Origin of the sequence: Curtobacterium sp. UNCCL17, assembly GCF_000686685.1 — a bacterium.
Lineage (GTDB): Bacteria > Actinomycetota > Actinomycetes > Actinomycetales > Microbacteriaceae > Curtobacterium > Curtobacterium flaccumfaciens.
Window position 1 is genome coordinate 708,584 of sequence record NZ_KK366000.1, and the last position, 25,892, is coordinate 734,475.

At 69.7% G+C, this 25,892-nt stretch carries 18 protein-coding genes, 1 tRNA gene and 1 pseudogene; 3 read left to right on the forward strand and 17 right to left on the reverse strand.

Annotated features, from left to right (window positions below; translation table 11 throughout):
* Positions 1-79: 79 nt before the first annotated feature.
* Genes uvrC through uvrB form a run of 4 tightly spaced genes read right to left on the reverse strand, consistent with a single transcriptional unit; the run spans position 80 to position 8,210 of the window.
* Positions 80-2,110: an excinuclease ABC subunit UvrC gene (uvrC, locus tag BR70_RS0108300; protein ID WP_027465692.1), complete on the reverse strand. Its 2,031-nt coding sequence runs from the start codon at positions 2,108-2,110 to the stop codon at positions 80-82.
* Positions 2,111-5,182, reverse strand: a complete 3,072-nt coding sequence (gene uvrA / locus BR70_RS0108305; RefSeq protein ID WP_027465693.1) for an excinuclease ABC subunit UvrA — start codon at positions 5,180-5,182, stop codon at positions 2,111-2,113.
* A gap of 48 nt (positions 5,183-5,230) precedes the next feature.
* On the reverse strand, positions 5,231-6,148 hold the full coding sequence (locus BR70_RS0108310; RefSeq protein WP_027465694.1) for an SDR family NAD(P)-dependent oxidoreductase: 918 nt from the start codon (positions 6,146-6,148) through the stop codon (positions 5,231-5,233).
* Entirely contained in the window at positions 6,138-8,210 is a 2,073-nt protein-coding gene (gene uvrB / locus BR70_RS0108315; protein WP_027465695.1) for an excinuclease ABC subunit UvrB, read from the reverse strand. Before uvrB ends, BR70_RS0108310 begins: the two co-directional genes overlap by 11 nt.
* A 170-nt stretch (positions 8,211-8,380) precedes the next feature.
* Here uvrB and BR70_RS20130 point away from each other — a divergent pair, with 170 nt between their 5' ends.
* Entirely contained in the window at positions 8,381-9,709 is a 1,329-nt protein-coding gene (locus BR70_RS20130) for an MFS transporter (protein WP_071244739.1), read from the forward strand.
* A gap of 220 nt (positions 9,710-9,929) precedes the next feature.
* On the opposite strand, the gene BR70_RS0108325 is transcribed toward BR70_RS20130, so the two are convergent.
* From BR70_RS0108325 to polA, 7 genes are all read right to left on the reverse strand, one after another.
* The gene (locus BR70_RS0108325) at positions 9,930-11,225 is read right to left on the reverse strand and encodes an acyltransferase (protein WP_081827298.1); all 1,296 of its coding nucleotides are present in this window, start codon (positions 11,223-11,225) and stop codon (positions 9,930-9,932) included.
* Positions 11,222-12,718 (reverse strand): class I adenylate-forming enzyme family protein, encoded by a 1,497-nt coding sequence (locus BR70_RS20135; protein WP_051596735.1) that lies wholly within the window; start codon positions 12,716-12,718, stop codon positions 11,222-11,224. Before BR70_RS20135 ends, BR70_RS0108325 begins: the two co-directional genes overlap by 4 nt.
* A 22-nt stretch (positions 12,719-12,740) precedes the next feature.
* On the reverse strand, positions 12,741-13,784 hold the full coding sequence (locus BR70_RS0108335) for a BPSS1187 family protein (RefSeq protein ID WP_035808317.1): 1,044 nt from the start codon (positions 13,782-13,784) through the stop codon (positions 12,741-12,743).
* Positions 13,781-14,383, reverse strand: coding sequence for a dephospho-CoA kinase (coaE, locus tag BR70_RS0108340; RefSeq protein ID WP_027465698.1), 603 nt, complete (start codon positions 14,381-14,383; stop codon positions 13,781-13,783). Before coaE ends, BR70_RS0108335 begins: the two co-directional genes overlap by 4 nt.
* 92 nt (positions 14,384-14,475) lie before the next feature.
* The gene (rpsA, locus tag BR70_RS0108345) at positions 14,476-15,951 is read right to left on the reverse strand and encodes a 30S ribosomal protein S1 (RefSeq protein ID WP_027465699.1); all 1,476 of its coding nucleotides are present in this window, start codon (positions 15,949-15,951) and stop codon (positions 14,476-14,478) included.
* Between the two features lie 158 nt (positions 15,952-16,109).
* The gene (locus BR70_RS0108350; protein ID WP_027465700.1) at positions 16,110-17,789 is read right to left on the reverse strand and encodes a DUF885 domain-containing protein; all 1,680 of its coding nucleotides are present in this window, start codon (positions 17,787-17,789) and stop codon (positions 16,110-16,112) included.
* Positions 17,790-17,839: 50 nt separating this feature from the next.
* Entirely contained in the window at positions 17,840-20,482 is a 2,643-nt protein-coding gene (gene polA, locus BR70_RS0108355) for a DNA polymerase I (RefSeq protein WP_231495668.1), read from the reverse strand.
* A 128-nt stretch (positions 20,483-20,610) separates the two neighbouring features.
* On the opposite strand from polA, the gene BR70_RS0108360 reads away from it, so the two are divergent.
* Positions 20,611-20,979, forward strand: coding sequence for a PaaI family thioesterase (locus tag BR70_RS0108360; RefSeq protein WP_051596794.1), 369 nt, complete (start codon positions 20,611-20,613; stop codon positions 20,977-20,979).
* 16 nt (positions 20,980-20,995) lie between these two features.
* Here the strand turns inward: BR70_RS0108360 and BR70_RS0108365 are convergent, their stop codons facing one another.
* The 6 genes and pseudogenes from BR70_RS0108365 to BR70_RS20145 all read right to left on the reverse strand — a co-directional run bounded on the left by BR70_RS0108365 (position 20,996) and on the right by BR70_RS20145 (position 24,889).
* Positions 20,996-21,466: a GNAT family N-acetyltransferase gene (locus tag BR70_RS0108365; protein ID WP_027465703.1), complete on the reverse strand. Its 471-nt coding sequence runs from the start codon at positions 21,464-21,466 to the stop codon at positions 20,996-20,998.
* Positions 21,467-21,575: 109 nt separating this feature from the next.
* Positions 21,576-22,181, reverse strand: a complete 606-nt coding sequence (locus BR70_RS0108370; RefSeq protein WP_017887240.1) for an ANTAR domain-containing response regulator — start codon at positions 22,179-22,181, stop codon at positions 21,576-21,578.
* Positions 22,182-22,309: 128 nt separating this feature from the next.
* Positions 22,310-22,391: transfer RNA gene (locus BR70_RS0108375), tRNA-Leu, on the reverse strand.
* Between the two features lie 55 nt (positions 22,392-22,446).
* Positions 22,447-23,616, reverse strand: coding sequence for a helix-turn-helix domain-containing protein (locus BR70_RS20140; protein ID WP_081827330.1), 1,170 nt, complete (start codon positions 23,614-23,616; stop codon positions 22,447-22,449).
* A 52-nt stretch (positions 23,617-23,668) separates the two neighbouring features.
* Positions 23,669-23,833, reverse strand: a pseudogene (locus BR70_RS23210) (DUF779 domain-containing protein); the annotation flags it as partial.
* A gap of 444 nt (positions 23,834-24,277) precedes the next feature.
* A complete protein-coding gene (locus BR70_RS20145) occupies positions 24,278-24,889 on the reverse strand; it encodes a hypothetical protein (protein ID WP_155896822.1) in 612 nt (203 codons plus the stop codon).
* A 386-nt stretch (positions 24,890-25,275) separates the two neighbouring features.
* Between BR70_RS20145 and BR70_RS23215 the strand changes: the two genes are divergently transcribed.
* Positions 25,276-25,671 (forward strand): hypothetical protein, encoded by a 396-nt coding sequence (locus BR70_RS23215; protein ID WP_155896823.1) that lies wholly within the window; start codon positions 25,276-25,278, stop codon positions 25,669-25,671.
* Positions 25,672-25,892 lie beyond the last annotated feature (221 nt).

Sequence of the window (25,892 nt, forward strand, 5' to 3'; positions counted from 1 at the left end):
GCCCGGGCGCGTCGCCCGGGGAGGTCTCGGCTGCCGGACCAGGCTACCGCCCGGTGACGGCCGGGAGGCGCGGGGTTCGTCACGACGGTCGCTGCGGACCGTCGTCGGTCACCTCGGGGACCCGCACCGGGCCTCCGGGATCCGTGACGGTTCCGGTGTCGGCGATCGCGTCGACGTCCGGTTCGGGGGCACTCGACGCGCTCGTGGCCGGTGCGCTCGTCGGCGTCTGGGCCAGCTTCGAGACCACGGCGGCAGCGGTCGCCGGGCCGATCCCGTTCACCTCGCCGATGTCCTCGGCCGTGGCCTCGCGCAGCCGGGCGACGGAACCGAAGTGCTTCAGCAGGGCGTTGACGCGGCTCGGGCCGAGACCGGGGATCTCGGACAACCGCGACCGGACGTCCCGCTTCCGCTTGCTGCGCTGGTGGGTGATCGCGAACCGGTGCGCTTCGTCGCGGATGCGCTGGATGAGGAAGAGCGCCTCGGAGTTGCGGGGCAGGATGACCGGGAAGTCGTCGTCGGGCAGCCAGAGCTCCTCGAGCCGCTTGGCGATGCCGACCAGGGCGATGTCGTGCACGCCGGCTTCGTCCATCGCGCGCTTCGCGGCCTGCACCTGGGGCTGGCCGCCGTCGACGATGAGCAGCTGCGGGCGGTACGCGAACCGTTTCGTCGGCTTCGACCCCTCGACGACCTCGTCGGTCGTGACGTCCGGGACGTCCGGCAGCTCGGCGTCCTCGTCCAGCCGCGCCAGGCGCCGCGAGAGCACCTGGTACATGCTGTCGGTGTCGTCGGTGGTCTCGGCGATCGAGTACCGGCGGTACTGGTCCTTGCGCGGCAGACCGTCCTCGAACACCACCATCGACGCGACGACGTTCGTGCCCTGCAGGTGCGAGATGTCGTAGCACTCCATGCGGAGCGGCGCCTCGGTCATGCCGAGGGCATCCTGGATGTCGGCCAGTGCCGCGGCCCGGGTGGTGTAGTCGGCCGAACGCTTGGTCTTGTAGAGCATGAGCGCCTGCCCGGCGTTCTGCGCGGCCGTCCGCGCGAGACCGGCACGATCGCCGCGCTGTGCCGTGCTGAGCTTCGTGCCGCGCCCGTTCCGGCGCTTGCTGAGCCACTCCTGGAGCGCGTCCGCGTCCTCCGGCAGTTCGGGGACGACGACCTCGCGCGGGGGCTCGTCGGTGACGTAGACGCCCTGCACGATCTGCTCGACGAGGTCGCCCGTGGCGATGTCGAGCTCCTTGTCGACCACCCAGCCGCGGACACCGCGGATGCGGCCACCACGGACGGAGAACAGCTGCACGGCCGCGGCGAGCTCGTCCTCCGCGATGCCGAACAGGTCGAGGTCGACCGAGTCGCGGAGCACCACGGCGGACTTCTCGAGCACGGCTTCGAGCGCCTCGACCTGGTCGCGGTACTTCGCGGCTTGCTCGTACTGCATCGCGTCGGCCGAGGCCCCCATGCGCTGCCGGAGCTCGGTGATGACCCGACGGTCGTACGAGTTCATGAAGCGCACGAACTCCTCGACGAGGGCGCGGTGCTCCTCGATCGTGACCTTCTGCGAGCAGGGGCCTCCGCACTTGCCGATCTGCCCCGGGAAGCACGGGCGGCCCGTCTGCATCGCCTTCTTGTAGGACGAGTCCGAGCACGTGCGGATCGGGAAGACCTTGATCATCAGGTCGATGGTGTCGTGCACCGCCCAGATCTTCGGGTACGGACCGAAGTACTTCGCGCCCTTGATCTTGCGGTTGCGCGTCACCATCACCCGCGGTGCCTCGTCACCCAGGGTGACCGCCATGTACGGGTACGACTTGTCGTCGCGGAACTTGACGTTGAACGGCGGGTCGAACTCCTTGATCCAGGTGTACTCCAGCTGGAGCGCCTCGATCTCGGAGCCGACCGTCGTCCACTCGACACTGCGCGCCGTCAGGACCATGCGCCGCGTGCGCTCGTGCAGCGTCGGCAGCGGCGCGAAGTAGTTGCTCAGCCGGGCGCGGAGGTTCTTCGCCTTGCCGACGTAGAGCACCCGACCGGCTTCGTCACGCCAGCGGTAGACGCCCGGGTCGGTCGGGATCTCCCCCGCCTTCGGACGCCACGGGACGGTGTCCGCCACCTAGCGAGCACCCGCCCTCTGCTTGCTCGCCTTCTTGGTCGTGCCCTGCTGCTTGTCGCCTTGCTGGCTGCCGCCCTGCTGCTTCTGGGTGGCCTGACGTGCGCCGACCGCCTGCTGCTTGCCGACGCGGGCGTCCTGCGCGTCGAAGATCTCGCGCAGGAAGACACCGGTGTGGCTCTCCGGCACGGTCGCGACGTGTTCCGGGGTGCCCGTCGCCAGGACCGTCCCGCCGCCGGAGCCGCCCTCGGGACCCATGTCGATCAGCCAGTCGGCGGACTTGATGACGTCGAGGTTGTGCTCGATCGTGATGACGGTGTTGCCCTTGTCGACCAGGCTCTGCAGCACGAGGAGCAGCTTGCGGACGTCCTCGAAGTGCAGACCGGTGGTCGGCTCGTCGAGCACGTAGACCGTGCGGCCGTTCGAGCGACGCTGCAGCTCGGTGGCGAGCTTGACGCGCTGCGCCTCGCCCCCGGAGAGCGTGGTCGCGCTCTGGCCCAGGCGCACGTAGCCGAGGCCCACTTCGACGAGGGTCGCCATGTACCGGTGGATCGCCGAGATCGGCTCGAAGAACTCGGCTGCCTCGCTGATCGGCATGTCGAGGACCTCGGAGATGTTCTTGCCCTTGTAGTGGACCTGGAGCGTCTCGCGGTTGTAGCGCGCACCACCGCAGACCTCGCACGCGACGTAGACGTCGGGCAGGAAGTTCATCTCGATCTTGATCGTGCCGTCGCCCGCGCAGTTCTCGCAGCGGCCGCCCTTGACGTTGAAGCTGAAGCGGCCGGGCTGGTAGCCACGGGTCTTGGCCTCTTGCGTCTCGGCGAACAGCTGACGGATGCGGTCGAACACGCCCGTGTAGGTCGCGGGGTTCGACCGTGGCGTACGGCCGATCGGTGCCTGGTCGACGTGCACGACCTTGTCGAGCTGGTCGAGGCCCTTCACCCGGGTGTGCTTGCCCGCGATGTGCCGTGCGCCGTTGAGCTGGTTGGCGAGCACCTTGTACAGGATGTCGTTCACCAGCGTCGACTTGCCGGAACCGCTCACGCCCGTGACCGCGGTGAACACACCGAGGGGGAAGTCCGCGTCGATCGACTTGAGGTTGTTCGCGCGGGCACCCTGCACGGTGATGGCACGCTTCAGGTTGACCTTGCGGCGCTCGGCCGGCACCTCGATCGCGCGTCGGCCGGCGAGGTAGTCACCGGTGATCGACTCGCGGTTCTCGATGATGCCCTCGTACGAGCCGGAGTGCACGACGTTGCCGCCGTTCACACCGGCGCCCGGGCCGATGTCGACGACCCAGTCGGCCGTGCGGATCGTGTCCTCGTCGTGCTCGACGACGATCAGCGTGTTGCCGAGGTCCTTGAGCTTGACCAGGGTGTCGATGAGTCGACGGTTGTCGCGCTGGTGCAGGCCGATGCTCGGCTCGTCGAGCACGTAGAGCACACCGGTCAGCCCGGAGCCGATCTGCGTCGCGAGTCGGATGCGCTGCGCCTCGCCGCCGGACAGCCCGCCGGCACCACGTGCCAGCGTGAGGTAGTTCAGGCCGACCTCGAGCAGGAACTCGAGGCGTGCGCGGATCTCGCGGAGGACCGCGGCGGCGATGTGCGCTTCGCGGTCGGTCAGCGTCAGCTCGTCCATGAACGAGTACGCGTTGTCGAGCGACATGTCGGTGACGTCCGCGATGCTGCGGTCGTTGACCGTCACCGCGAGCACCTCGGGCTTGAGACGGGTTCCCTCGCACACCGGGCACGGGACCTCGCGCAGGTAGCCCTGGAAGCGCTGCCGCTGCGAGTCCGACTCGGCCTCGGCGAACTTGCGCTCGATGTAGGGCATGACGCCTTCGAACCCGCTCGTGTACCGCATCTCGCGGCCGAAGCGGTTGCGCCAGGAGACGGACACCTGGAAGTCCTTGCCGGTCAGGATCGACGCCTGCACCGCGGGGTCGAGCTGGTTCCACGGGGTGTCGAGCGAGAAGCCGAGCTCCTTGCCGAGGCCGCCGAGCAGCTTCTCGAAGTAGGAGTACAGCCCGCTCGTCCCGGTCCACGGCAGCAGGACGCCGTCACGCAACGAGGCCTCGGGGTCGCCGAGCACCAGGTCGGGGTCGACCGACATGCGCGTGCCGAGCCCGGAGCACTCGGGGCAGGCACCGAACGGCGCGTTGAAGGAGAACGTGCGCGGCTCGATCTCGGTGAGCGCGAGCGGGTGGTTGTTCGGGCACGAGAGGTTCTCGGAGTAGTTCCGGACCGCTCCGGGCCCCTCGTGGTCCACCAGGTCGATGCCGACGGTGCCGTCGGTCAGGCGCAGGGCGGTCTCGAGCGAGTCGGTGAGACGACCGAGGATGTCGTCGCTCGCCACCAGGCGGTCGACGATGACCGAGATGTCGTGCTTGACCTGCTTCTTCAGCTTGGGCGGGTCGCTGAGCTGGATGCGCTCCCCGTCCACGATCGCGCGGGCGTAGCCGGACGCCGCGAGCTCCTGGAAGAGGTCGACGAACTCGCCCTTCTTCTTCGAGATCACGGGTGCGAGGACCTGGAAGCGGGTGCCGGTCTCGAACTGCATGAGCTGGTCGGCGATCTGCTGCACGGTCTGCTTGCTGATCACCTCGCCACACGTCGGGCAGTGCGGGACCCCGATGCGCGCCCAGAGCAGACGCATGTAGTCGTAGACCTCGGTGATCGTGCCGACCGTCGACCGCGGGTTGCGGTTCGTCGACTTCTGGTCGATCGACACCGCCGGCGAGAGCCCCTCGATGAAGTCGACGTCGGGACGGTCGACCTGGCCGAGGAACTGGCGCGCGTAGGCGGACAGCGACTCGACGTACCGGCGCTGCCCTTCGGCGAAGATCGTGTCGAACGCCAGCGAGGACTTGCCCGAGCCGGACAGGCCGGTGAAGACGACGAGCGAGTCGCGCGGGATCTCGAGGTCGACGTCACGCAGGTTGTGCACGCGCGCGCCGCGCACGCTGAGCGTGGAGGTGCTGTGCGGAGCGGTCCCGCCGGGGAGGTGGAGGTCAGCGGGCTCGCCGAAGGCGTTCCGGCCCGACGTCGAGGTACCGGGGTCAGAGGTGATGGTCATCGTCGTCGATTCTACGAAGCGGCACCGACATTCGGCCGGGATGGAGGGTCAGACGAGTGCGTCGAGAGCGAACGCGACACCGGATGCACGCTCGCTCGCCGCCCAGAGCTGCGCTGCGACCGTGCGGTCGTGCGCCCGTGGTTCGGCCGCGACCACCGTGGCCGGGCCCCGGAGCTGCATCCAGCCCGTCGGGCCCCAGTACTCCCCCGAGCGCACGTCCGCACCGATGGCAGCGTGCACGAGCGGCTGGGCGCCGACGTCCTTGCCCTGGGCGACGATGCGCTGCGCCGGGCGGATCCACTCGGGTTCGGGTCGCGTCGGGCTGACGTCCGGGCGGGCCGGGGACAGTCGGTCGAGCGACAGGCCGGGGTGTGCGACGACGCTCGACACGGACGACCCCGAGTCGGCCAGTCGTTGGGCGAGCTCGAAGCCGAACAGCATCACCGCGAGCTTGCTCCTGGCGTACTGGCGGTGACTCGAGTACCGACCGACCCCGAGCGGATCGGTCTCGTCGAGCTGTGCGAACCGGTGGGCGATGGACCCGAGGTGCACGACCCTGCCGGCTCGTCGTTCGAGCAGGGGCAGGACCAGGGCGGTCCACGCGAAGTGTCCGAGGTGGTTCGTGCCGATCTGCAGTTCGGTGCCCTGCGCCGTGCTCCCCTGCGTGGACGCCCCGACGACCCCGGCGTTGTTCACGACCGCGTCGACGCCGTCGGGTTCCAGCGCGGCGAGTTCGTGGGCGGCCGCGTCGACCGAGTCGAGGTCGGCGAGGTCGAGGTGGACGTGGGCGAGCGAGGCTCCGTCGACGTGCCGCCGGATGCTGCGCTCGGCGGCCTCCGCCCGGTGGCGGTCGCGCGTGGCCAGCACCACACGGTGCCCCGCCGCGGCGAGCTGCTCGGCGGCGTGGTACCCGAGCCCGGCACTCGCACCGGTCACGACGACCGTGCGGGCGCCGTCAGCTGACATGCCCGGCCGACTCCATCTGGCGCAGGGCCTTCTTCAGGTCCTGCACCTCGTCGCGCAGTCGCGCCGCGAGCTCGAACTTCAGCTCGGCCGCGGCCTGCAGCATCTGGTCGTTCAGGTCGGCGATGGTGGCACCGAGCTGCGTCGCGCCCTCGCCCGCGATGCCGCCGCGCTTGAGGTTCGGCGTGGGCGACCGACGACCGTCGGAGCCGGGGCGGCCCTGCAGGAGCGCCTTCGTGTCGTCGTTCTCGCGCTGCAGGACCTCGGTGATGTCGGCGATCTTCTTGCGCAGCGGCTGGGGGTCGATGCCCCGCTCCAGGTTGTAGGCGACCTGCTTCTCACGACGGCGATCGGTCTCCTCGATCGCGGTCTTCATCGAGTCGGTCATCTTGTCGGCGTACATGAGCACCTGGCCCGACACGTTGCGGGCAGCGCGACCGATCGTCTGGATGAGCGACGTCGACGAGCGGAGGAAGCCTTCCTTGTCGGCGTCGAGGATCGCCACGAGCGACACCTCGGGCAGGTCGAGGCCCTCGCGCAGCAGGTTGATGCCGACGAGCACGTCGTAGACACCCTGCCGCAGCTCGGTCAGCAGCTCGACGCGCTTGAGGGTGTCGACGTCGGAGTGGAGGTACCGGACGCGCACGCCCGCGTTCCCGAGGAAGTCGGTGAGTTCCTCGGCCATGCGCTTGGTCAGGGTGGTGACGAGGACGCGCTCGTCCTTCTCGACCCGCTGCTTGATCTCCTCGAGCAGGTCGTCGATCTGGCCGTCGCTCGGCTTGACCACGATCTCGGGGTCGATCAGGCCGGTCGGGCGGATGATCTGCTCGACCACGCTGTCGGTGACACCGAGCTCGTAGCGCCCGGGGGTGGCCGACAGGTAGACCTTCTGCCCGACGCGCTCGAGGAACTCCTCCCACTTCAGGGGGCGGTTGTCCATCGCACTCGGCAGGCGGAACCCGTGCTCGACGAGGGTGCGCTTGCGCGAGGCGTCGCCCTCGTACATCGCGCCGATCTGCGGCACGGTGACGTGCGACTCGTCGATGACGATGAGGAAGTCGTCGGGGAAGTAGTCGATCAGGCAGTGCGGTGCTTCGCCCGGACCACGCCCGTCCATGTGCCTGGAGTAGTTCTCGATGCCCGAGCAGAACCCGATCTGCTCCATCATCTCGATGTCGAACGTGGTGCGCATCCGGAGGCGCTGGGCCTCGAGCAGCTTGCCCTGGCCCTCGAGTTCGGCGAGCCGTTCCGCGAGTTCTTCCTTGATGGAGGCGATCGCCCGGTGCATCACGTCGGTGTCCGCGACGTAGTGCGAGGCCGGGAAGATCGACACGGCGGGCAGGTCGTCGATGACGTTGCCGGTGAGGGGGTGCAGCGACGAGAGCGCTTCGATCTCGTCGCCGAACATCTCGATGCGGATCGCGTGCTCTTCGTACATCGGGATGATCTCGATGGTGTCGCCGCGCACGCGGAACGTGCCCCGGGCGAAGTCGACGTCGTTGCGCTGGTACTGCATGGCGACGAACTTGCGGACGAGCTGGTCGCGCGAGATCGTCTGGCCGACGTGGAGCGCGACCGATGCGTTCATGTACTGCTCGGGGGTGCCGAGACCGTAGATGCAGGAGACGGTGGACACCACCACGGTGTCGCGCCGGCTGAGCAGCGAGTTCGTCGTGGAGTGCCGGAGCCGTTCGACCTCGGCGTTGACCGAGGAGTCCTTCTCGATGAAGGTGTCCGTCTGCGGGACGTACGCCTCGGGCTGGTAGTAGTCGTAGTACGAGACGAAGTACTCGACCGCGTTGTTCGGCATCAGGCTGCGGAACTCGTTGGCGAGCTGCGCCGCGAGGGTCTTGTTGTGCGCGAGCACGAGCGTCGGCCGCTGCACCTGCTCGATGAGCCACGCGGTCGTCGCCGACTTGCCGGTACCGGTCGCACCCAGCAGCACGACGTCGGTCTCACCGGCGTTGATCCGCCCGGCGAGTTCCGCGATGGCCGCGGGCTGGTCGCCACTCGGCGAGTACTCGCTGATGACCTCGAACGGACGCACCGCTCGGGTCGGTTCGATCGCAACACCCATGGGGACAACGGTAGTCGGCACCCCTGACACCGAGGCCCCCTGCTCGCCCTCGGCGTATTGTCCGCTGCAAGCAGGCTCCAAGGCGACTGATGGTGGCCGGGCATACCGTCCGATCCGTTCAGTCACCCGACTCCTTCCCACTCCCCCGAAGAGGCCTCATGACCACGGCGACCCCGGCCGCACCGATCAAGGGCACCCCGTTCCGCGGACGCATCCGCGGGCGTGTGCTCGTCCTGCTCTGCTGCATGTACGCGATCTCGTACATCGACCGGACGAACATCTCGACCGCGCTGCCGCACATCACCGAGGAGTTCGGGTTCAACGAGGCGACCGCCGGTCTCATCGTCTCCGCGTTCTCGTTGCCGTACGCCCTGCTGCAGGTGTTCGGCGGCACGATCAGCGAGAAGTTCGGCCCGCGCAGGGCGCTCTTCGTCATCACGGTGATCTGGGGCGTCGCGACGCTCTGGACCGGGTTCGCGGTCGGCTTCTGGACCCTCTTCGCAGCACGGGCCCTGCTCGGGCTGAGCGAGGCCGCCGCGTTCCCGACCGCCACGCAGGCGATGAGCCGGTGGATCCCCCGCGACCGGAACGGCTTCGCCCAGGGCGTGGTCCACTCGGCGGCACGGCTCGGCAACGCCCTGGCGCCGCTCATCGTCGCCTGGGTGATCGGCGCGACGGGCAGCTGGCGCTGGGCGTTCTTCGCCACCGCGGTGCTGTCCCTGGCGTGGGCCGTCGTCTGGTTCGTCTGGTTCCGCGACAAGCCCGAGTCCGCGAAGGGCATCACGCAGGTCGAGCTCGCCGAGCTCCCGCCGGTCGAGACCCGCGCGACCCGTCCCCCGGTGCCGTGGCGGCAGATGGCGAAGCAGATCCTGCCGGTCACCTTCGTCGACTTCGGGTACGGCTGGACGCTGTGGGTGTTCCTCACGTGGCTCCCGACGTTCCTCAGCTCCACCTACGGCCTGGAGATCGGCGACTTCGCGCTGTTCACCACCCTCATCCTGCTGGCCGGTGTCGTCGGGGACACGGTCGGTGGGATGCTCAGTGACCGCATCATCCACCGCGGCGGGAACACCCGGAACGCCCGCCGGACCATCCTGGTGATCGGGCTCGGCGGCTCACTCCTCTGCCTCATCCCGCTCGTGATCGGGCAGGGCCTGCTCGTCGCGACGATCTCGCTGGCCCTGTCGTTCTTCTTCCTCGAACTCTGCAACGCCAACCTCTGGGCGATCCCGATGGACGTCGCGCCGCAGTGGTCCGGTACGGCCTCGGGCTTCATGAACACCGGGTTCGGCATCGCCGGTGTGGTCTCGCCCATCGTGTTCGGCCTGCTCATCGACGCCTCGGGCTGGCAGGTGCCCTTCGCGCTCTCCTGCGTCCTGCTCGGAGCCGCGGCCGTCGTCGCCTGGTTCATGAAGCCGCAGCGGCTGACCTCCACCGACGGCGTGCTCGAGATCGGCACCCCGAAGGCCGAGCAGCGCCCGGCCTGAGGGCGACGCGCGGAACGGGCGCCGCCCTGGTGGTCCGCACGCGACGGCCGGGAGGCGCGGGTCGGGCCCGCCACGTGCCTCCAGGCTGCCCGCCCCGCGTCCACCGCCCCGCACGGCTGGTGCGAGGTTCCGGATTCCGTGGGACGGCGTCACCATCGCACTACGGACGGAACCTCGCACGAGAGCTGCGCGGTGCGCGGTGCGCTCTGCGCGCGGGCGCTCAGCGCGCGGCGCGCCGCCCGACGTCGTCGGTCTCGCCGACGAGGGCGTCGTCCGGCTCAACCGGTTCCGGGGACCGCGGGGGCACCGTCGCGGCCGCGGAACGACGCGCCCGCGCCGCTCTCGACGCCCGCGAGGACAACGACGGCCGCCCGGTCAGCGGCACGCTGAGCGGCGTCCGCCGGAACAGCTCGGTCACCGCGACGGACAGCACCAGCACGAGCACGTAGGTGACGAGGGTGAGCCACGGCCGTGGCACGACGGCCTCGAGCCAGCTGTCGCCGTAGAGCAGGATCCAGATGACGAACGGGTGGCTCAGGAAGATGCCGAACGAGCGATCGGACGCGTAGTCGACGAACCGGGCGGTGCGGCTGCCGGGTCGCCGGCGGTCCGCCCAGGCGGCGCCGATCGCCAGGAACCCGACGAACACCGCGGTGCTCCAGACCACCTGGATCGGCTGCAGGGGTGTCCCCGCGGCGTAGAGGGACTGCCCGAGGCCGACCTGCAGCGCCCACACGCCGAGGGTGAGCCCACCGACGCCGGCGAAGGCCCACAGCACCGAACGCCGGTGGACCCGGATGAACCGCAGGAACGCGTCCGCGTGGTCGGCGGCGATCGCCCCCGAGACGATGAAGAAGACGTACGAGAAGAAGAACTGCTTCTGGTACCCCTGCATCCACGCGTCGCTCGCCGGGAAGTACTTGTACCCGGCGAACACCACCAGCTGGACCAGGAACGCCACGACCAGCACGGTGACGTGGTGCCCGCGGGTCCGGCGCACCAGCCAGACGATCACCGGCAGGAGCAGGTACACCTGCATCGTCACGAGCAGGAAGTACAGGTGGTACCACGAGGTGCCGGTGACGATGCCCTCGGCCGCGGTGCGCACCAGGTCCGGGACGTCGCCACGGCGGGTCGGGCTCAGCAGCCACGCCGCCGCGACGTACACGAACGACCACGCCAGGTACGGCACGCCCACGAGCAGGAACCGCTTCGGCCAGAACTGCGCCATCGGCCGCGGCCGCAACGTGTAGCTGTACACGAGCACGAACGCGGTCAGCGAGAAGAAGACCAGCCGGGTGAAGTGCAGCAGGGCGAGCAGCGCGTTCAGCCCGACGTCGTCGGCGGCGGCGGTGTGGCTCGTGGTGTGCACCCCGATCACGCACGCGAACGTGAGGATGCGGAGCACGTCGACCTCGTACAGGTGCCGGGGCTTGCCCTCCGCCGTGCGCGTCGGCGTCTGCACCCCCGGCTCAGCGGCGGTCGACGCCGGGGACACGCGTGCTGGTCGGTTCACGAGGGTCGGGCCATGGTCCGGACCTTCGCGCGCTGCACCTTGCCGGTGGGTGCACGCGGCAGGTCGGGCACGACGATCACCTCGACCGGTCGGCGGAACCGCGTCAGGTGCGCCTCGGCCCGGGCCACGAGGTCGGCCACGAGGGCTGCGTGGTCGACGGGTTCGTCGGGCTGCGGGATCACGTAGGCGATGGGGACCGCACCGAGCACGTCGTCGGGGCGGCCGACGACGACCGCCTCGAGCACACGTGGATCGCCGAGCAGGACGTCCTCGACCTCGGACGGGTAGACCTTCTCGCCACCGCGGTTGATGACGTCGTCGGAGCGCCCGGCCAGGGACACCCAGCCGTCGGCGCTCACGGAGCCGACGTCACCGGTGTGGAGCCAGCCGTCGGCGTCGAACCGCTCGGACGCACGGCCCCCGAGGTACCCGCGGACGATCCCCGGACCACGCACCCACAGGGCGCCGATCTCGTCGGCGGCCAGGAGCGAGCCGTCCTCGCCGCGGACCTGCACCTCGGACCCGACCGGCACCCCGACGGTACCCGGCCGGGCCGGTTCGTCCAGCGGGGTCGCCGTGATCTGCGAGGCACCCTCGGTCATGCCCCAGCTCACGACGAGCGGCACGTCGCCGAGGGCGGCGCGCACGGGATCGGGCAGCGGCGCCGACGCACTGCGCACGAACCGCAGGCCCGACGGGAACTCGAGCGGCCCGGTCTTCGCCAGGACGGCCAGGACGGCCGGGACGGCGTTCAGCCAGGTGATCCGTCGTTCGGCGAGCAGGTCCCAGAAACCGGTGCGACGGAAGCGTCGGTCGAGCACCAGGGTCGCGCCGGCGACGAGCGTCGCGAGCAGCCCGACCACCTCGGCGTTGACGTGGAACAGCGGCAGCGAGTTGAACCCGCGGTCGTCCGGCACGAGCCGGTTGTGCCGCGCGACGGCCCGTGCGACGAACAGCAGCTGCGTCTCGGGCAGCTCGACGCCCTTCGGCGTACCGGTCGACCCGGAGGTGAACAGCACGACGGACCCCTGACCCGGCGCGTGCGGGCTGTCCGCGGGCAGGTCGCCGTCACGGACGGCGGTCGGGAGGAACGTGGCGGGGTCGATCCCGCTGGCCGGTGCCCCGGGGACGGTCGCGTCCACCGCGCGGTCGGACACGACGATGGACGCGCCGCCGATCAGGTCGGCGAGACGGCCGGGCTCGGTGGCAGGCTGGCCGGTGTCGACGGGGATCGCCCGGAGACCTGCGGCGACGGCGCTCAGGTGCACGACCGCGAACGCGAGCGGGTCGCCCACGTCGACCAGGACGGTACCCGACGGGGCGATGCCGATCGCGTCGAAGGTCCGCGACCAGGCGGTGACCGCATCGTCCAGCGCACGGTACGTCAGGACGCGCTCGGAGCGAGCGTCCTCGAGGAAGTGGCGCTCGCCCCCGTCGGCCGCACGGGCCCGGATGAGCGAGCGCAGGTCGGGTTCATCGCGAACGGGCTGCACGCAGGAAGGCTATTGCGCGACCCTATGAGCGGTCGGAGGGAACAGCCGGATCTGTGGAGAACCGGTGCAGCATCCACTGCCACAGCGGGAGCATCCGGGGGACGCCCTCACGGGTGAGCGGTGTCGAGTCCTTGATGATCAGGGAGTGCGCCTTGCCGACGCCGCCGAGGTCGGTGAGGATCGCGTGCGGGTCCGCGCCGGCGAGGGGCGGGGTGGTGTCCGTCTCGAACGGCCCGGACACGCCACTCAGCCCGAGGACGTCCCACGAGCCGGTGATGCGGGGGCCGAACGTGTCACGGACGTCGTCGATGGCGTACATCCGGTCGACCGGTGTCCGGCCGGGGCGGTCCATCCACGCTGCGTGCGACGGCCCACGGGACTCGACGGGCGAGGAGAACATCAGCGCGCCGTGGACACTGCGGATGTGCGCGATGTACGCCGCCTCTCCGCCGCCCTGCGAGTGTCCGGCCACGACGACGTCGTTCCAGACGATGCGGTCGTCGCCCTGGACGAACCGTCCCCAGCCACCGTCGGGGTCGTGGTCGTCGAGGTAGGCGACGGCGTCGCGGAAGCGCGAGACGATGGACCCGGCCGGACTGACCGCGCTGAACTCCGACGGCCGGGTGCCGTCGAAGCGGTTCCGCTGGACCATGCCGTAGCAGCGCGCGTCCGCCTCGCACGTGCCGGACAGCGTGCGTCCGAGGTTCCAGTAGTCGAGGCCGAGCACGTGGTAGCCGTCGGCCAACGCGGCCCCGAGGAACCGCTGGTACTCGGCCGGACGGGCCCGGGTCGCGGGCAGGAACAACAGGAGCGGACCGTCGGCCGACGTGCGCGCGGCGAAGTCGTCGCGGTTCGGGGTGAGCCGCTCACCGTTCACCGTGCCGAGCCGGAACCGGTGGAACTCGCCGTCAGGCCCGTGTTCGTCACCCGACGGCCGCTCGTGCACCGCGACCCGGCCGTTGTCCGCCACACGCTGGGCACCGAGGACGTTCGCGGCGACGAGCGAACCGGCCCCGATCGCCACGAGGACGATCGCGGCGAGGACCAGCAGCAGACGGTGACTCATGCCGTGATCCGCGCCCACACCTCGTCAGCGGAGCGGATCGTCTGCTCGAGCGTCCCGGTGGCGTCGACGACGTGGTCGGCGAGGGCGAGACGGTCGGCATCGCTCGCCTGGGCGGCGACGCGACGCTCGGCCTCGTCACGGGCCATCCCGCGGTGCTCGACGAGCCGTTCGATGCGCTGCGCCGCGGGGGCGTCGACCACCACGACCGCGTCGAACCGGAGCGGGCGCGAGCCGCGGGCCTCGGCGAGCAACGGCACGTCGTAGACCACCACGGCGTCGGGGTCGGCGGCCTCGGCGGCGTCGAACGCCTGCTGCGCGAGCCGCCAGACCTCGGGGTGCGTGATGGCTTCGAGGTCCTTCCGCGCCGCGGGGTCCGCGAACACGATCGACCCGAGCGCCGGCCGGTCGAGGGAACCGTCGGCGGCGATCACCGACGGTCCGAACCGCTCGGCGACCTGCGCCAGGCCCGGGCTGCCGGGTGCCACGGCGTCCCGCGCGAGTCGGTCGGCGTCGACCACGACGGCCCCGTGCTCGGTCCAGCGCCGGGAGACGGTCGACTTGCCCGCGGCGATGCCGCCTGTGAGTCCGATGATGTGCACGGCAACAGGGTAACGACCCCGATGCCCGGAAACGCCGGAAGCCCGGCACCCTGTCAGGGGTGCCGGGCTTCCGGTCGGGACGAACCGCTCGATCAGTTGTTGGTCGAGCTGAGCTTCTCGCGGAGTGCAGCGAGCGACGCGTCGTCGGCCAGGGGGCTTGCGCCACCCGTCTCGCCGGCGAACGACGAGGTCGACGACGACGAGGAAGCCGTGGCCGGGAGGTCGAAGCCACCCTGCGCCTCGTCGGCGATGGTCTTCGCGACCTGCGCCTTGTGGGCTTCCCAACGCGCCTGGGCGGCCGCGTACTGGCCCTCCCACTCGGTGCGCTGCGTGTCGTAGCCCTCGAGCCACTCGTTGGTCTCCGGGTCGAAGCCCTCGGGGTACTTGTAGTCACCCTTGTCGTCGTACTCGGTCGGCATGCCGTAGAGCGCCGGGTCGAACTCGTCGCTCTCCGGGTCGACGCCCTCGTTCGCCTGCTTGAGGCTGAGCGAGATGCGGCGACGGTCGAGGTCGATGTCGATGATCTTGACGAAGACCTCGTCGTTGACCGACACGACCTGCTCGGCGAGCTCGACGTGCTTGTTCGAGAGCTCCGAGATGTGCACGAGCCCCTCGATGCCGTCGGCAACGCGGACGAAGGCACCGAACGGGACGAGCTTCGTGACCTTGCCCGGTGCGATCTGACCGATCGCGTGGGTGCGGGCGAAGACCTGCCACGGGTCCTCCTGCGTCGCCTTGAGCGAGAGCGACACGCGCTCGCGGTCCAGGTCGACCTCGAGGATCTCGACGGTGACTTCCTGACCGACCTCGACGACCTCGCTGGCGTGCTCGATGTGCTTCCAGCTGAGCTCGGAGACGTGGACGAGACCGTCGACGCCGCCGAGGTCCACGAACGCGCCGAAGTTGACGATCGAGGACACGATGCCCTTGCGGACCTGGCCCTTGTGGAGGTTGTTGAGGAACGTCGTCCGGGACTCGGACTGCGTCTGCTCGAGGAGCGCACGGCGCGACAGGACCACGTTGTTGCGGTTCTTGTCGAGCTCGAGGATCTTGGCCTCGATCTCCTGGCCGAGGTACGGCGTGAGGTCGCGGACACGACGGAGCTCGATGAGCGAGGCGGGGAGGAAGCCACGGAGGCCGATGTCGACGATGAGACCGCCCTTGACGACCTCGATGACCGTCCCGGTCACGACGCCGTCGGACTCCTTGATCTTCTCGACGTCGCCCCACGCACGCTCGTACTGCGCACGCTTCTTCGACAGGATGAGGCGGCCTTCCTTGTCCTCCTTCTGGAGAACCAGGGCCTCGACCTCGTCGCCGACCTCGACGACCTCGTTGGGGTCGACGTCGTGCTTGATCGAGAGCTCGCGCGAGGGGATGACGCCCTCGGTCTTGTAACCGACGTCGAGGAGGACCTCGTCGCGGTCGATCTTCACGACGGTGCCGGAGATGAGATCACCGTCGTTGAAGAACTTCAGGGTCTTCTCGACCTCGGCCAGGAAGTCATCAGCCGAACCGATGTCGTTGATGGCGACCTGCTTAGGAGCCTTGGTCGTAGTGGTTGTCATGTAGAGATTGCTCCGAACGGACATGAGTCGGGCCATGGCATGCGGGGACTCGGCCCCCGTGGTGCACCGCCGTGGCGATTGATTGAGTGGCGCGGATTGCGCCGCACAAGTCTAACCGCACCGGCGGAGGCCCCACAACCGGGCGTGTCGACGGCGCGTCACCCGACCAGCGCGGTCCGGAGGGTGTCGAGGCCGATGCTGCCGAGCGAGAGCGCCCGGTGGTGGAACGCCTTCAGGTCGAACTCGGCTCCCTCACGCGCGGCGACCTCGTCGCGGATGGACTCCCAGACGCGCTGGCCGACCTTGTACGAGGGTGCCTGCCCCGGCCACCCGAAGTACCGGGCGACCTCGAACCGGACGAACGCCGGGTCCATGTTGACGTTCTGCCCCATGAAGTCGAGCGCGTACTCCCACGTCCAGCCGCCGCCGTCGGGGTTCGTCTTCTGCAGGTGCACGCCGATGTCGAGCACGACGCGGGCCGCACGCATCCGCTGCCCGTCGAGCATGCCGAGCCGGTCGCCGTCGTCGTCGAGGAACCCGAGCTGCTCCATCAGCCGCTCGGCGTACAGGGCCCAGCCCTCGACGTGCCCGGAGGACCCGGACAGCTGCCGGCGCCAGGTGTTCAGCTCGCCGCGGTTGTAGACGCCCTGGCTGATCTGCAGGTGGTGTCCGGGGACGCCCTCGTGGTAGACCGTCGTCTTCTCGCGCCAGGTGCCGAACTCGGTGACGCCCTCGGGCACCGACCACCACATGCGTCCGGCACGGGAGAAGTCGTCGGAGGGGCCGCTGTAGTAGATGCCGCCCTCCTGCGTGGGGGCGATCCGGCACTCCAGGCGACGGATCGGGTCCGGGATGTCGAAGTAGGTCCCGGCCATCGCGGCGATCGACGCGTCGCTCGTCTCCTGCATCCACCGCTGCAGCGCGTCGGTTCCGTGCAGGATCCGGGATGGGTCGGTGTCGAGCACCTCGATCGCCCGGGCGACGCTCGCGCCGGACTCGATGCGGTCGGCGATGCGCTCCTGCTCGTCCCGCATGCGCGCGAGTTCCTCGAGGCCCCACTCGTACGTCTCGTCGAGGTCGACGACCGCACCGAGGAACCGGCGCGAGTGCAGCTCGTAGGCTTCGCGACCGACGGCGTCCACCGGGGTGGCGAGCGGCAGCAGCTCGTGCTCCAGGAACTGCCCGAGCGAGCGGTACGCGGCCGAGGCGACCTGGGCTCCGCGGGTGAGCTCGGCGCGGAGCGTGTCCGGCACCGGCGAACCGTCGTCGAACGCGGCGCCTTCGGCGAGGCGCGCGAAGAAGCCGTCCTCGGCGCCGTTCCGGGCTGCCTGCTCGGCGACCAGGGCGACCTGGCGCTTGGCCGGGGTGACGTCTTCGCGGGTGCCCTCGAGCAGGGTCTCGCGGATGCCCTCGAGGGCGTCCGGCAGCGCGTGCAGCCGGCTCGCGATGTCCTGCCAGTCGCCCTCGGTCGCGGTCGGCATCAGGTCGATGATCTCGCGGACCGACTGCGCCGGGCTCGCGATGACGTTGAGGTCGCGGAGGTGCAGCTTGCGCTCGTACGACTCCTGCACCAGGTCCAGCTCGGCGCCGAGGTCGGCCTTCGTCACCTGGTCCACGGAGTCGACGGCGGGAGCGGCGTCGAGCGCACGCTTCGCACCGCGCGCGGCCTCGGCCATCGCGGCGGCACCGGCGGGCGAGGTGTCGCCGTACTCCCCAGTGCGCCCCGGGACGCCGATGTACGTGGCGGTCGTCGGGTCGAGGTCGACGAGGGTGGTGACCCAGTCCTCGGCGACGCGGTCGACGGCGGACGGCTGGCGGACAGGACGCTCTTCGCTCATGCCCCGACCCTACCGACCCGTGGGTCGACAGGACCCCCGGGCCGCCCGGGTCAGTGGGCGGCGCTCTCCCAGTTCGGCCCCACGCCGACCGAGACGTCGAGCGGGACGCTCAGCTCGGCAGCGCTGCCCATCCGGGTGCGGAGGATCTCCTCCACGCGCTCCTGCTCACCGGGTGCGACCTCGAGGATGAGCTCGTCGTGCACCTGGAGCAGCAGGTGCGACTGCAGCTCGCCTTCGCGCAGGTCGTCGGCGACCCCGAGCATCGCGATCTTGATGATGTCGGCGGCCGAACCCTGGATCGGGGCGTTCAGCGCGGCGCGTTCGGCGTTCTCACGCAGGACCCGGTTCGGGCTCTTCAGGTCGGGGAACGGGCGACGGCGACCGAAGATCGTCTCGGTGTAGCCGTCCTCGCGCGCCTGCTCGACGACGTTGCGCAGGTAGTCGCGCACCGCACCGAAGCGGGCGAAGTACTCGGTCATCAGGGTGCGGGCCTCGGACTGCTCGATGCGCAGCTGCTTCGACAGACCGAAGGCACTCAACCCGTAGGCCAGGCCGTAGGACATCGCCTTGACCTTGGTGCGCATCTCGTTGGAGACCTCGGACGGGTCGACGCCGAACACGCGGGCGCCGACGAAGCGGTGCAGGTCCTCGCCCTCGTTGAAGGCCTGGATGAGCCCCGGGTCGCCGGAGAGGTGCGCCATGATCCGCATCTCGATCTGCGAGTAGTCGGCGGTCACGAGCGTCGTGTACGGCTCGGCGACCGCGAACGCCGACCGGATCCGGCGACCGACGGCCGTCTTCACCGGGATGTTCTGCAGGTTCGGGTCGGTCGACGAGACCCGGCCCGTGCTCGTACCGGTCTGCTCGTAGCGGGTGTGGATGCGCCCGTCGACCACGGCGGCGTCGAGCGTGTCGACGATCTGCCGGAGCTTCGTGGCGTCGCGGTGCTGCAGCAGGAGCCCGAGGAACGGGTGCGGGTGCTGTTCCTGCAGGTCGGCCAGGCTCGCGGCGTCGGTCGAGAACCCGGTCTTGGTCTTGCGGGTCTTCGGCATCGCGAGCTCGGTGAACAGGACTTCCTGCAGCTGCTTCGGCGACCCGAGGTTGACCTCGTGCCCGATCTCGGCGAAGGCCTGCTGCGCGAGTTCGGCGGCGCGCTCCCCGAGTTCCTTCGACAGGCCGGTGAGCACCGGGCGGTCGATGCCGACACCGATGGTCTCCATGCCGGCCAGCACCGACACGAGCGGCAGCTCGATGTCGTCGAGGACCTGCAGCGAGGACGCGTCGATCCGGGCGCGCAGGGCCGTGGTGACGCGGAGCACGAACCACGCGTGCACCCCGACGTTGACCGGGTCGGTCTCGGGGACCAGCTGGTTCGGGTCGGCCGTCGGCAGTTCTTCGCCGAGCTCCTGGTAGACGAGGTCGAACAGCGGCTGCCCCTGCTTGCCGGGCTGGGCGAGCCACCCCATGATCCGGGCGTCGCCGGCGATGCCGTTCACGACGAAGCCGGCGGTGCCGAGCGCCTTGATGGCGGCCTTGGCGTCGTGGAAGTGCTTCGGGGCGTCGGAGGCGAACCAGGCCGAGAGCTGCTCGTAGTCCTTCGCGCCGCTGCCGCCCGGCACCAGCACGGCGTCGTCGTGGGTCGCGATGCCGATGGCGCTGAGGCGTCCGTCGATGACCTCGACCGCGACGCCGTAGCCGTTCGCCGCCTCGGTCGCGTTGCGGCGCTCGAGCCAGTAGCCGAGTTCTTCGTCGATCAGGGTCTTGACGGGCGGCGGGGTCGGCGCGCCGTCGGTGACGGTGCCCTCGGCCGCCGGCTCGGCGGGGTCGCCCGACCCGGCCACCTTGAAGACGCGGTCGAGCAGCGTGCGGAACTGCAGCTTGGCGAAGAGCTCGCGCACCGCGGTCTCGTCGACCGGGCGGAGGGCGACGTCGGCGGGACCGACGGGCAGCTCGACGTCGGTGACCAGGCGGTTGAGCCGGCGGTTCCGGATCGCCCGGTCCCGCTGCTCGCGCAGGTTGTTGCCGACGACGCCCTTGATCTCGTCGGCGTGCTCGAGGACGCCGTCGAGCGACCCGTACTGCGTCACCCACTTGACCGCGGTCTTCTCGCCGACCTTGTCGATGCCGATCAGGTTGTCGCTGGTCTCGCCGACCAGGGCCGCGATGTCCGGGTACTGGTGGGGCTCGATGCCGTACCGCTCGTAGACCTTGTCGCGGTCGTAGCGGGTGAGTTCGGAGACACCGCGGACCGACGGGTAGAGCAGCGTGACGTCGTCGTTGACGAGCTGGATCGAGTCGCGGTCACCGGAGACCACGTAGACCGTGAATCCCTGGTCGGCACCCTGCTTGGAGAGGGTCGCGAGGATGTCGTCGGCCTCGTAGTCCTCTTTCGTGACGGTGGTGATGCCCATCGCCTCGAGCGCCTGCTGCAGGAGCGGGATCTGTCCCTTGAACTCGGCCGGGGTCTCGGAGCGGGTGCCCTTGTACTCGGCGTACTCACGCGTGCGGAACGAGAACCGGGAGATGTCGAACGCCACCGCCAGGTGGGTGGGCTTCTCGCGCTGCAGGAGCATCAGCAGCATCGAGATGAAGCCGTGGATCGCGTTGGTGTGCTGCCCCTCGCGGTTCACGAAGCTGTCGACCGGCAGCGCGTAGAAGGCCCGGAAGGCGAGCGAGTGGCCGTCGATGACCATGAGGGTAGGCTTTGCAGAGTCCGACACCCGGACAGCCTACCGACGCCCGCTGACACGGAAGGTCGACGCAGACCGTGACCGACGACACCACATCGACCACGATCGATCCCCGCATCGACGAACGCGGCATGGGCGAGCTGGCCGAGAAGATGGGCATGGTCATCACCGAGCTCTCGGCCGAGCGGGCGGTCGGTTCGATCCCCGTCGAGGGCAACCGCCAGCCGGTCGGCCTGCTGCACGGCGGCGCCTACGTCGTCCTCGCGGAGAGCCTCGGTTCGATGGCCGCGAACGTGCACGCCGGGCCCGGCCGCTACGCCGTCGGCATCGAGCTCAGCGCCTCGCACTCCCGGAGCGCCACGAGCGGCATCGTCACGGGCACGTGCACCGCCATCCACCTGGGCGGCACGCTCACCACCCACGAGATCGTCCTGACCGACGACCAGGGTCGCCGGTGCTCCACCGTCCGGATCACGAACATGATCCGCGAGCGTCGCTGACCGACGGACCGACGGCTCAGTCCTCGGGCGGACGCTGCAGCAACAGGCGGGCGTCGCCGAACCCGAGCCTCCGGTAGAGCCGCTCGCCGTCCACGCTCGAGTGCACCGACGTCCGCTCCACGCCGAGTTCGTCGGCGAGCTCCAGCAGGGCCGTGACGAGCCGTCCGGCGACGCCGGAACCGCGCAGCTGCGGGTGCACGTAGACCGTCTGCAGCTCAGCCGCGAACCGGTCGCCGTCGACGTGCGGCGCCGGCGGTCGCGGGTTGACCGCCAACCACGCCATGCCGAGCACCACACCGTCCCGCTCGGCGACGACGCACCGGTGCGACTCCCGGTGGTCGACCGCGAACTCCGTCATCGCACGGCGGTACTCGTCCGGCGTCTGCACCGGCGTGCGGCCGTCCTCGTCGACGCTCCACCGCCACCGCAGGTCGGCCACTGCCGGCATGTCGTCAGGCCGGGAGGCCCGGATCACCACGTCGTCCATGGCTCCAGCCTGCCAGGTGGTCGCGGCACACGCCCCGCCCCCGGACGCAGGAACGCCGCCGACCCCAGGGGGGCCGGCGGCGTTCCGTGAGCGACGGTGGAGCGCTGGACTACTTCTTGGCGCTGAGCTGCTCGATGATCGCCTTCGCGACGTCGTGCATGGTCAGGCGGCGGTCCATCGAGGCCTTCTGGATCCAGCGGAACGCCTCGGGCTCGGTGAGGCCCATCTTCTCGTTCAGCAGGCCCTTGGCGCGGTCGACGAGCTTGCGGGTCTCGAAGCGCTCGACGAGGTCGGCGACCTCGGCTTCGAGCGTGATGATCTGCTGGTACCGCGAGAGGGCGATCTCGATCGCGGGGAGCAGGTCGTTCGGGGTGAAGGGCTTGACCACGTAGGCCAGCGCGCCGGCCTCGGTGGCACGCTCGACGAGGTCCTTCTGGCTGAACGCGGTCAGCAGGACGACGGGCGCGATGTGGTTCTTGGACAGCTTCTCGGCTGCGGAGATGCCGTCGAGCTGGGGCATCTTGACGTCCATCACGACGAGGTCGGGGCGGAGGTCGGTCGCGAGCTGGACGGCGGTCTCACCGTCACCGGCTTCACCGACCACGTCGAACCCGTTGTCGCGGAGGATCTCCACGATGTCGAGGCGGATGAGCGACTCGTCCTCGGCGACGACGACGCGACGGGGTGCTGGTGCTGTTGCTTCTGTGTCACTCACGGACGAAAGCCTACTAGACGACGGAAGTGCCGTATCCCAGACCACGCAGATCGATCAGACGGATGAGCAGCTTGGTACGAGTGGCGGGACGCGGGCCTGAACTGCCCCGCACGCCGTGAGCCAATTCGTACGAGTGGCGGGACTTGAACCCGCACGCCGTGAGGCAGAGCATTTTGAGTGCCCCGTGTCTGCCGATTCCACCACACTCGCGAGGAGGCCAACACTACCAGCCCGACCCGCGCCTCCCGGCCCGTCGTCGACCGTCTCAGGAGCCCTCGAGCGCCTCGATCGCCGCCACGAGACCGGCCCGTCGCGGCGACCGCCGTGGCAGCACCGCGAGCAGCGCGCGGAGCACGGGCGCGTCGGTCGCACCGTCCGGGGTGCGCGCCCACGCGAGCAGGGCGTCGACACCGCCGTCGGCGACGACCGACTCGCGGAACCGCAGCCGCACCAGGTCACGGACCGCGTCGACGCCGGGTGCGGCGGAGCCCGGCAGGACCGGTCCGGCGTACCGGTCGACGGCCTGGAGGCGCGCCCCGCGTTCGAGCGCGGACAGCACGCCGTCGACGTCGGTCCGGACTCCGGTCACCCGGTACGGCCGCGACGTCACGGTCACGTCCGGCGCGTGCTGCGCGAGGAACCGTCGGAGCCGGACGACCTCGGCGCGCAGGGTGACGACCGAGCGCGGGTCACCGTAGACCGCGGCGGCGAGGTCGGTCGCCGCGAGGCCGTCGGGGTGCGCGGCGAGCACGACGAGCAGTTCGGAGTGCCGGGCGGACAGCTCGACCCGTCGGTCGGCGATCCGGAGCACGGCGGTGTCGGTCCCGAGCACGGTCAGCTCGGCCGACGGCACGCGGGGCGTCCGCGCGCGTGGGCGGTCCGCGGCCAGGGCCAGCTGGGCCTCGGCGGCGGCGACCGTGGCGGCGAGCAGCGACAGCGTGTGCCGCTCGACGGCGCGGTCGTCGCCCGTCAGGTCGAGCACCCCGACCGTGGTGCCGCTCGCGTCGTGCACCGGGACGGCCGTGCACGAGAACGGCTTGACGGCGTTCGCGTAGTGCTCGTCGGACCGGATCTGCACCGGACGGTCCAGGCGCAGTGCCGTGCCGGGCGCGCTGGTGCCGACGCGGTCCTCCGACCAGTCGGCTCCGGGGACGAAGCCCATGTCCTCGGCGGCGCGACGCGTGGAGCGGGCGCCGTCGACCCAGACGAGACGACCCGCGGCGTCCGCGACGGCGACGACGCACCCGGCCGAGCGGGAGTCGTCGAGCAGCAGCCGGCGGACCACCGGCAGCAGGGTGGCGAGGGGGCCGTCGTGCCGTACGGCATCGAGTTCGTCGTCGTCGAGGGCGAGGACCGGGGTGGCGTCGGGGTCGACCCGGGCGGACCGCTGCCACGACGCGGCGACGAGCGGGCGGAGCCGACCGGGTGCGCGCATGCGTCCTCCGATCGACCCCACCCGCCGCTCCGTCGCGACGCGTGCGGTCAGCCTACGTCCGGGCCACCCGCGGGACCAGGCCGAGATCGGCGAGCTCGGCCTCGTCGAACATCCGCGACCGGGTGAGGAACCGTTTGCCCTCCGGGACCTCGACCGAGAAACCGCCGCCCCGACCGTCGACGACGTCGATCGTCAGGTGCGTGTACTTCCAGTACTCGGTAGGCGGTGTTGTCAGACCATGCTCGTAGTTGTCAGGCGCGGCCCCTTGCGGATGCGCTGGTAGGTAGATGTTGCGACTTGATGGCAGTTTAGGCCGCTCTTGCGGACTTCTCGCGGACTAGGAGCGAATCTGCCGAAGCTGCGATGAGGCTGCGCCGTCCCTCTTCCGTCTGCGTCCGAGCGACCGCGGTGACTGCTTCCACGGATCCCGTGGCTGTCGAGTCCAGGCTTTGACCTCCGAGTGCCAGAAGCGGTGCTGGTTGCCGTTGCGGAAGGACGGGAACAAAGGGTCCTTCCCCAGTTCCCGTGCCTTCCACTCGGAGATCTGCAGCCACACAGCGAGCTCCTTGACCGTCAACGCTTGCTCATCCATGCCGCGCAACTTACGAGAGCGTCGGCCGACCGAGAGGCACGCCCAAGAGCGCGGGCATGTCTTTGACGGTCACGAGCCCCGCGGACTTGGAGGAAGCATGTCCAAGACGTCTGTCAGTCCGGCAAGCTCGCCCCTAAGCTGCTGCGAGATGCGCTTCTGGGTCGACTCAAGGGCGTCGAGTGCGCGTTCGGCCACTAGCACTGCCTGCACGCCGTTCAGCGCGTGCTCGTTGGTCTCGCGTTCTTCGCGCTCGATCTCGCTCAAGAGCAGGTGCGGGCGCAGAGCTGCCACAGCACGACCGATCCGTTCAGTCGTTGGCCATGGCACCGTGAGCTCCTGATCGTGAAGGAAGGCCGGGGAAGCACGGAGCTCGTCCTGCGACAGCCCGGAGAGCCGCGCCAACGCGGCTACGCCGTAGATGACGGATGTGCCGGCGCTGTCTGCGTTGAACACAGCGACGTCAAGCGGGATCAGTTTGAAGAAGACGTGCTCAGCGGTCCGCCGATCGAGTCGCGCCGGCTGCCACGCTTTGACGGCGCGGATCTTCTCGTCGAGGGCGATGTAGTCGTGCCGGTCGTCCCACAACACTTCGAGCCGCGAAGGTGCTACCCATCGGCGGTAGCCCTGCCACTCGTCGGCAACCAGCTCGATTCGTACCTTGTACGGCTTCTCATCGCCCACCGCTAGCACGCGTGCTTCGTGGAACTGCGCTGCTGCTCGTCCCGTTCGCCAGGCCCATCGGTCACCCTTTCGGACCGTGTCTATGTGCGCCACGTTTCGGAAGATCAGTCTGACGGCAGCTCGAAGCGTGCCTCTTCAAGAAGGCGCACTCGCCTCGACGAGTCGACCTCCCATCGGTCCCGGAAGATGTCGGTGAACCGGAGGGAGTACTGAAAGTCCGCGCGTGAAGAGGCTTCGTCACCCACGCTGTACGCCTCAGCCTGCCGATCAGGGCTCAGGACGGACCGTGACGACGCCGATACGGCAGGGGCCGTCCAGCTCAGGACTTCCCCGCGGGGTAGCGCCAACTTGACCTCGACGTCGCGAAGTACGTCAGTGGAGTCGTTATGAACTCGCGGCTGAAATACTGCACCGTCCAAACCGGCACTCCACCACGTATCTACCCAGACGGACAGAGCTTGCCGCGCGGCTCGAGTACGCACGTCATCGATACGAACCTGTCGTTCACGCTGCGCTTCACGTTTGGCGAGCTTCTGACTTTCGTCGAGGGCGCGGTCCGCATCTCGCTGCGCTGTGCGAGCCTGCCAAAGGGAGACTCCGACCGCCGCAAGCGTCGCGAGGCCAATGAAGACGTTGACGCCAAAGTTCCACCAGTCGGAAGCGGCATCAGGCGAGAACGGGTTGCTAGCAAGTATGTGCACTTCGCATTACTACCGCCCCGGCGGGGGTCCGCGCTACCCGTCGTCGGCCTCAGCTTCGAGCGTCTTTTCGGAGAGAGTTGAGTGACCGTCGCGATCACTTCCTCTCGCGATGCGGGAGTCCGCATGAGGTTCAGGGCGGTACCTGCCAAGGCTTGCACCACGTTTACGACGCGCTGCCGGCCCCCGTCGAACATGTCCTCCATGGCCGCGTACCCCATCGGGTCGTCCTCGTGTAGACCCATAAGGATCAAACGATCGGCAATGGCCTCGTCGAGTGGACCTGCTTCTCCTGGTTGTGACAA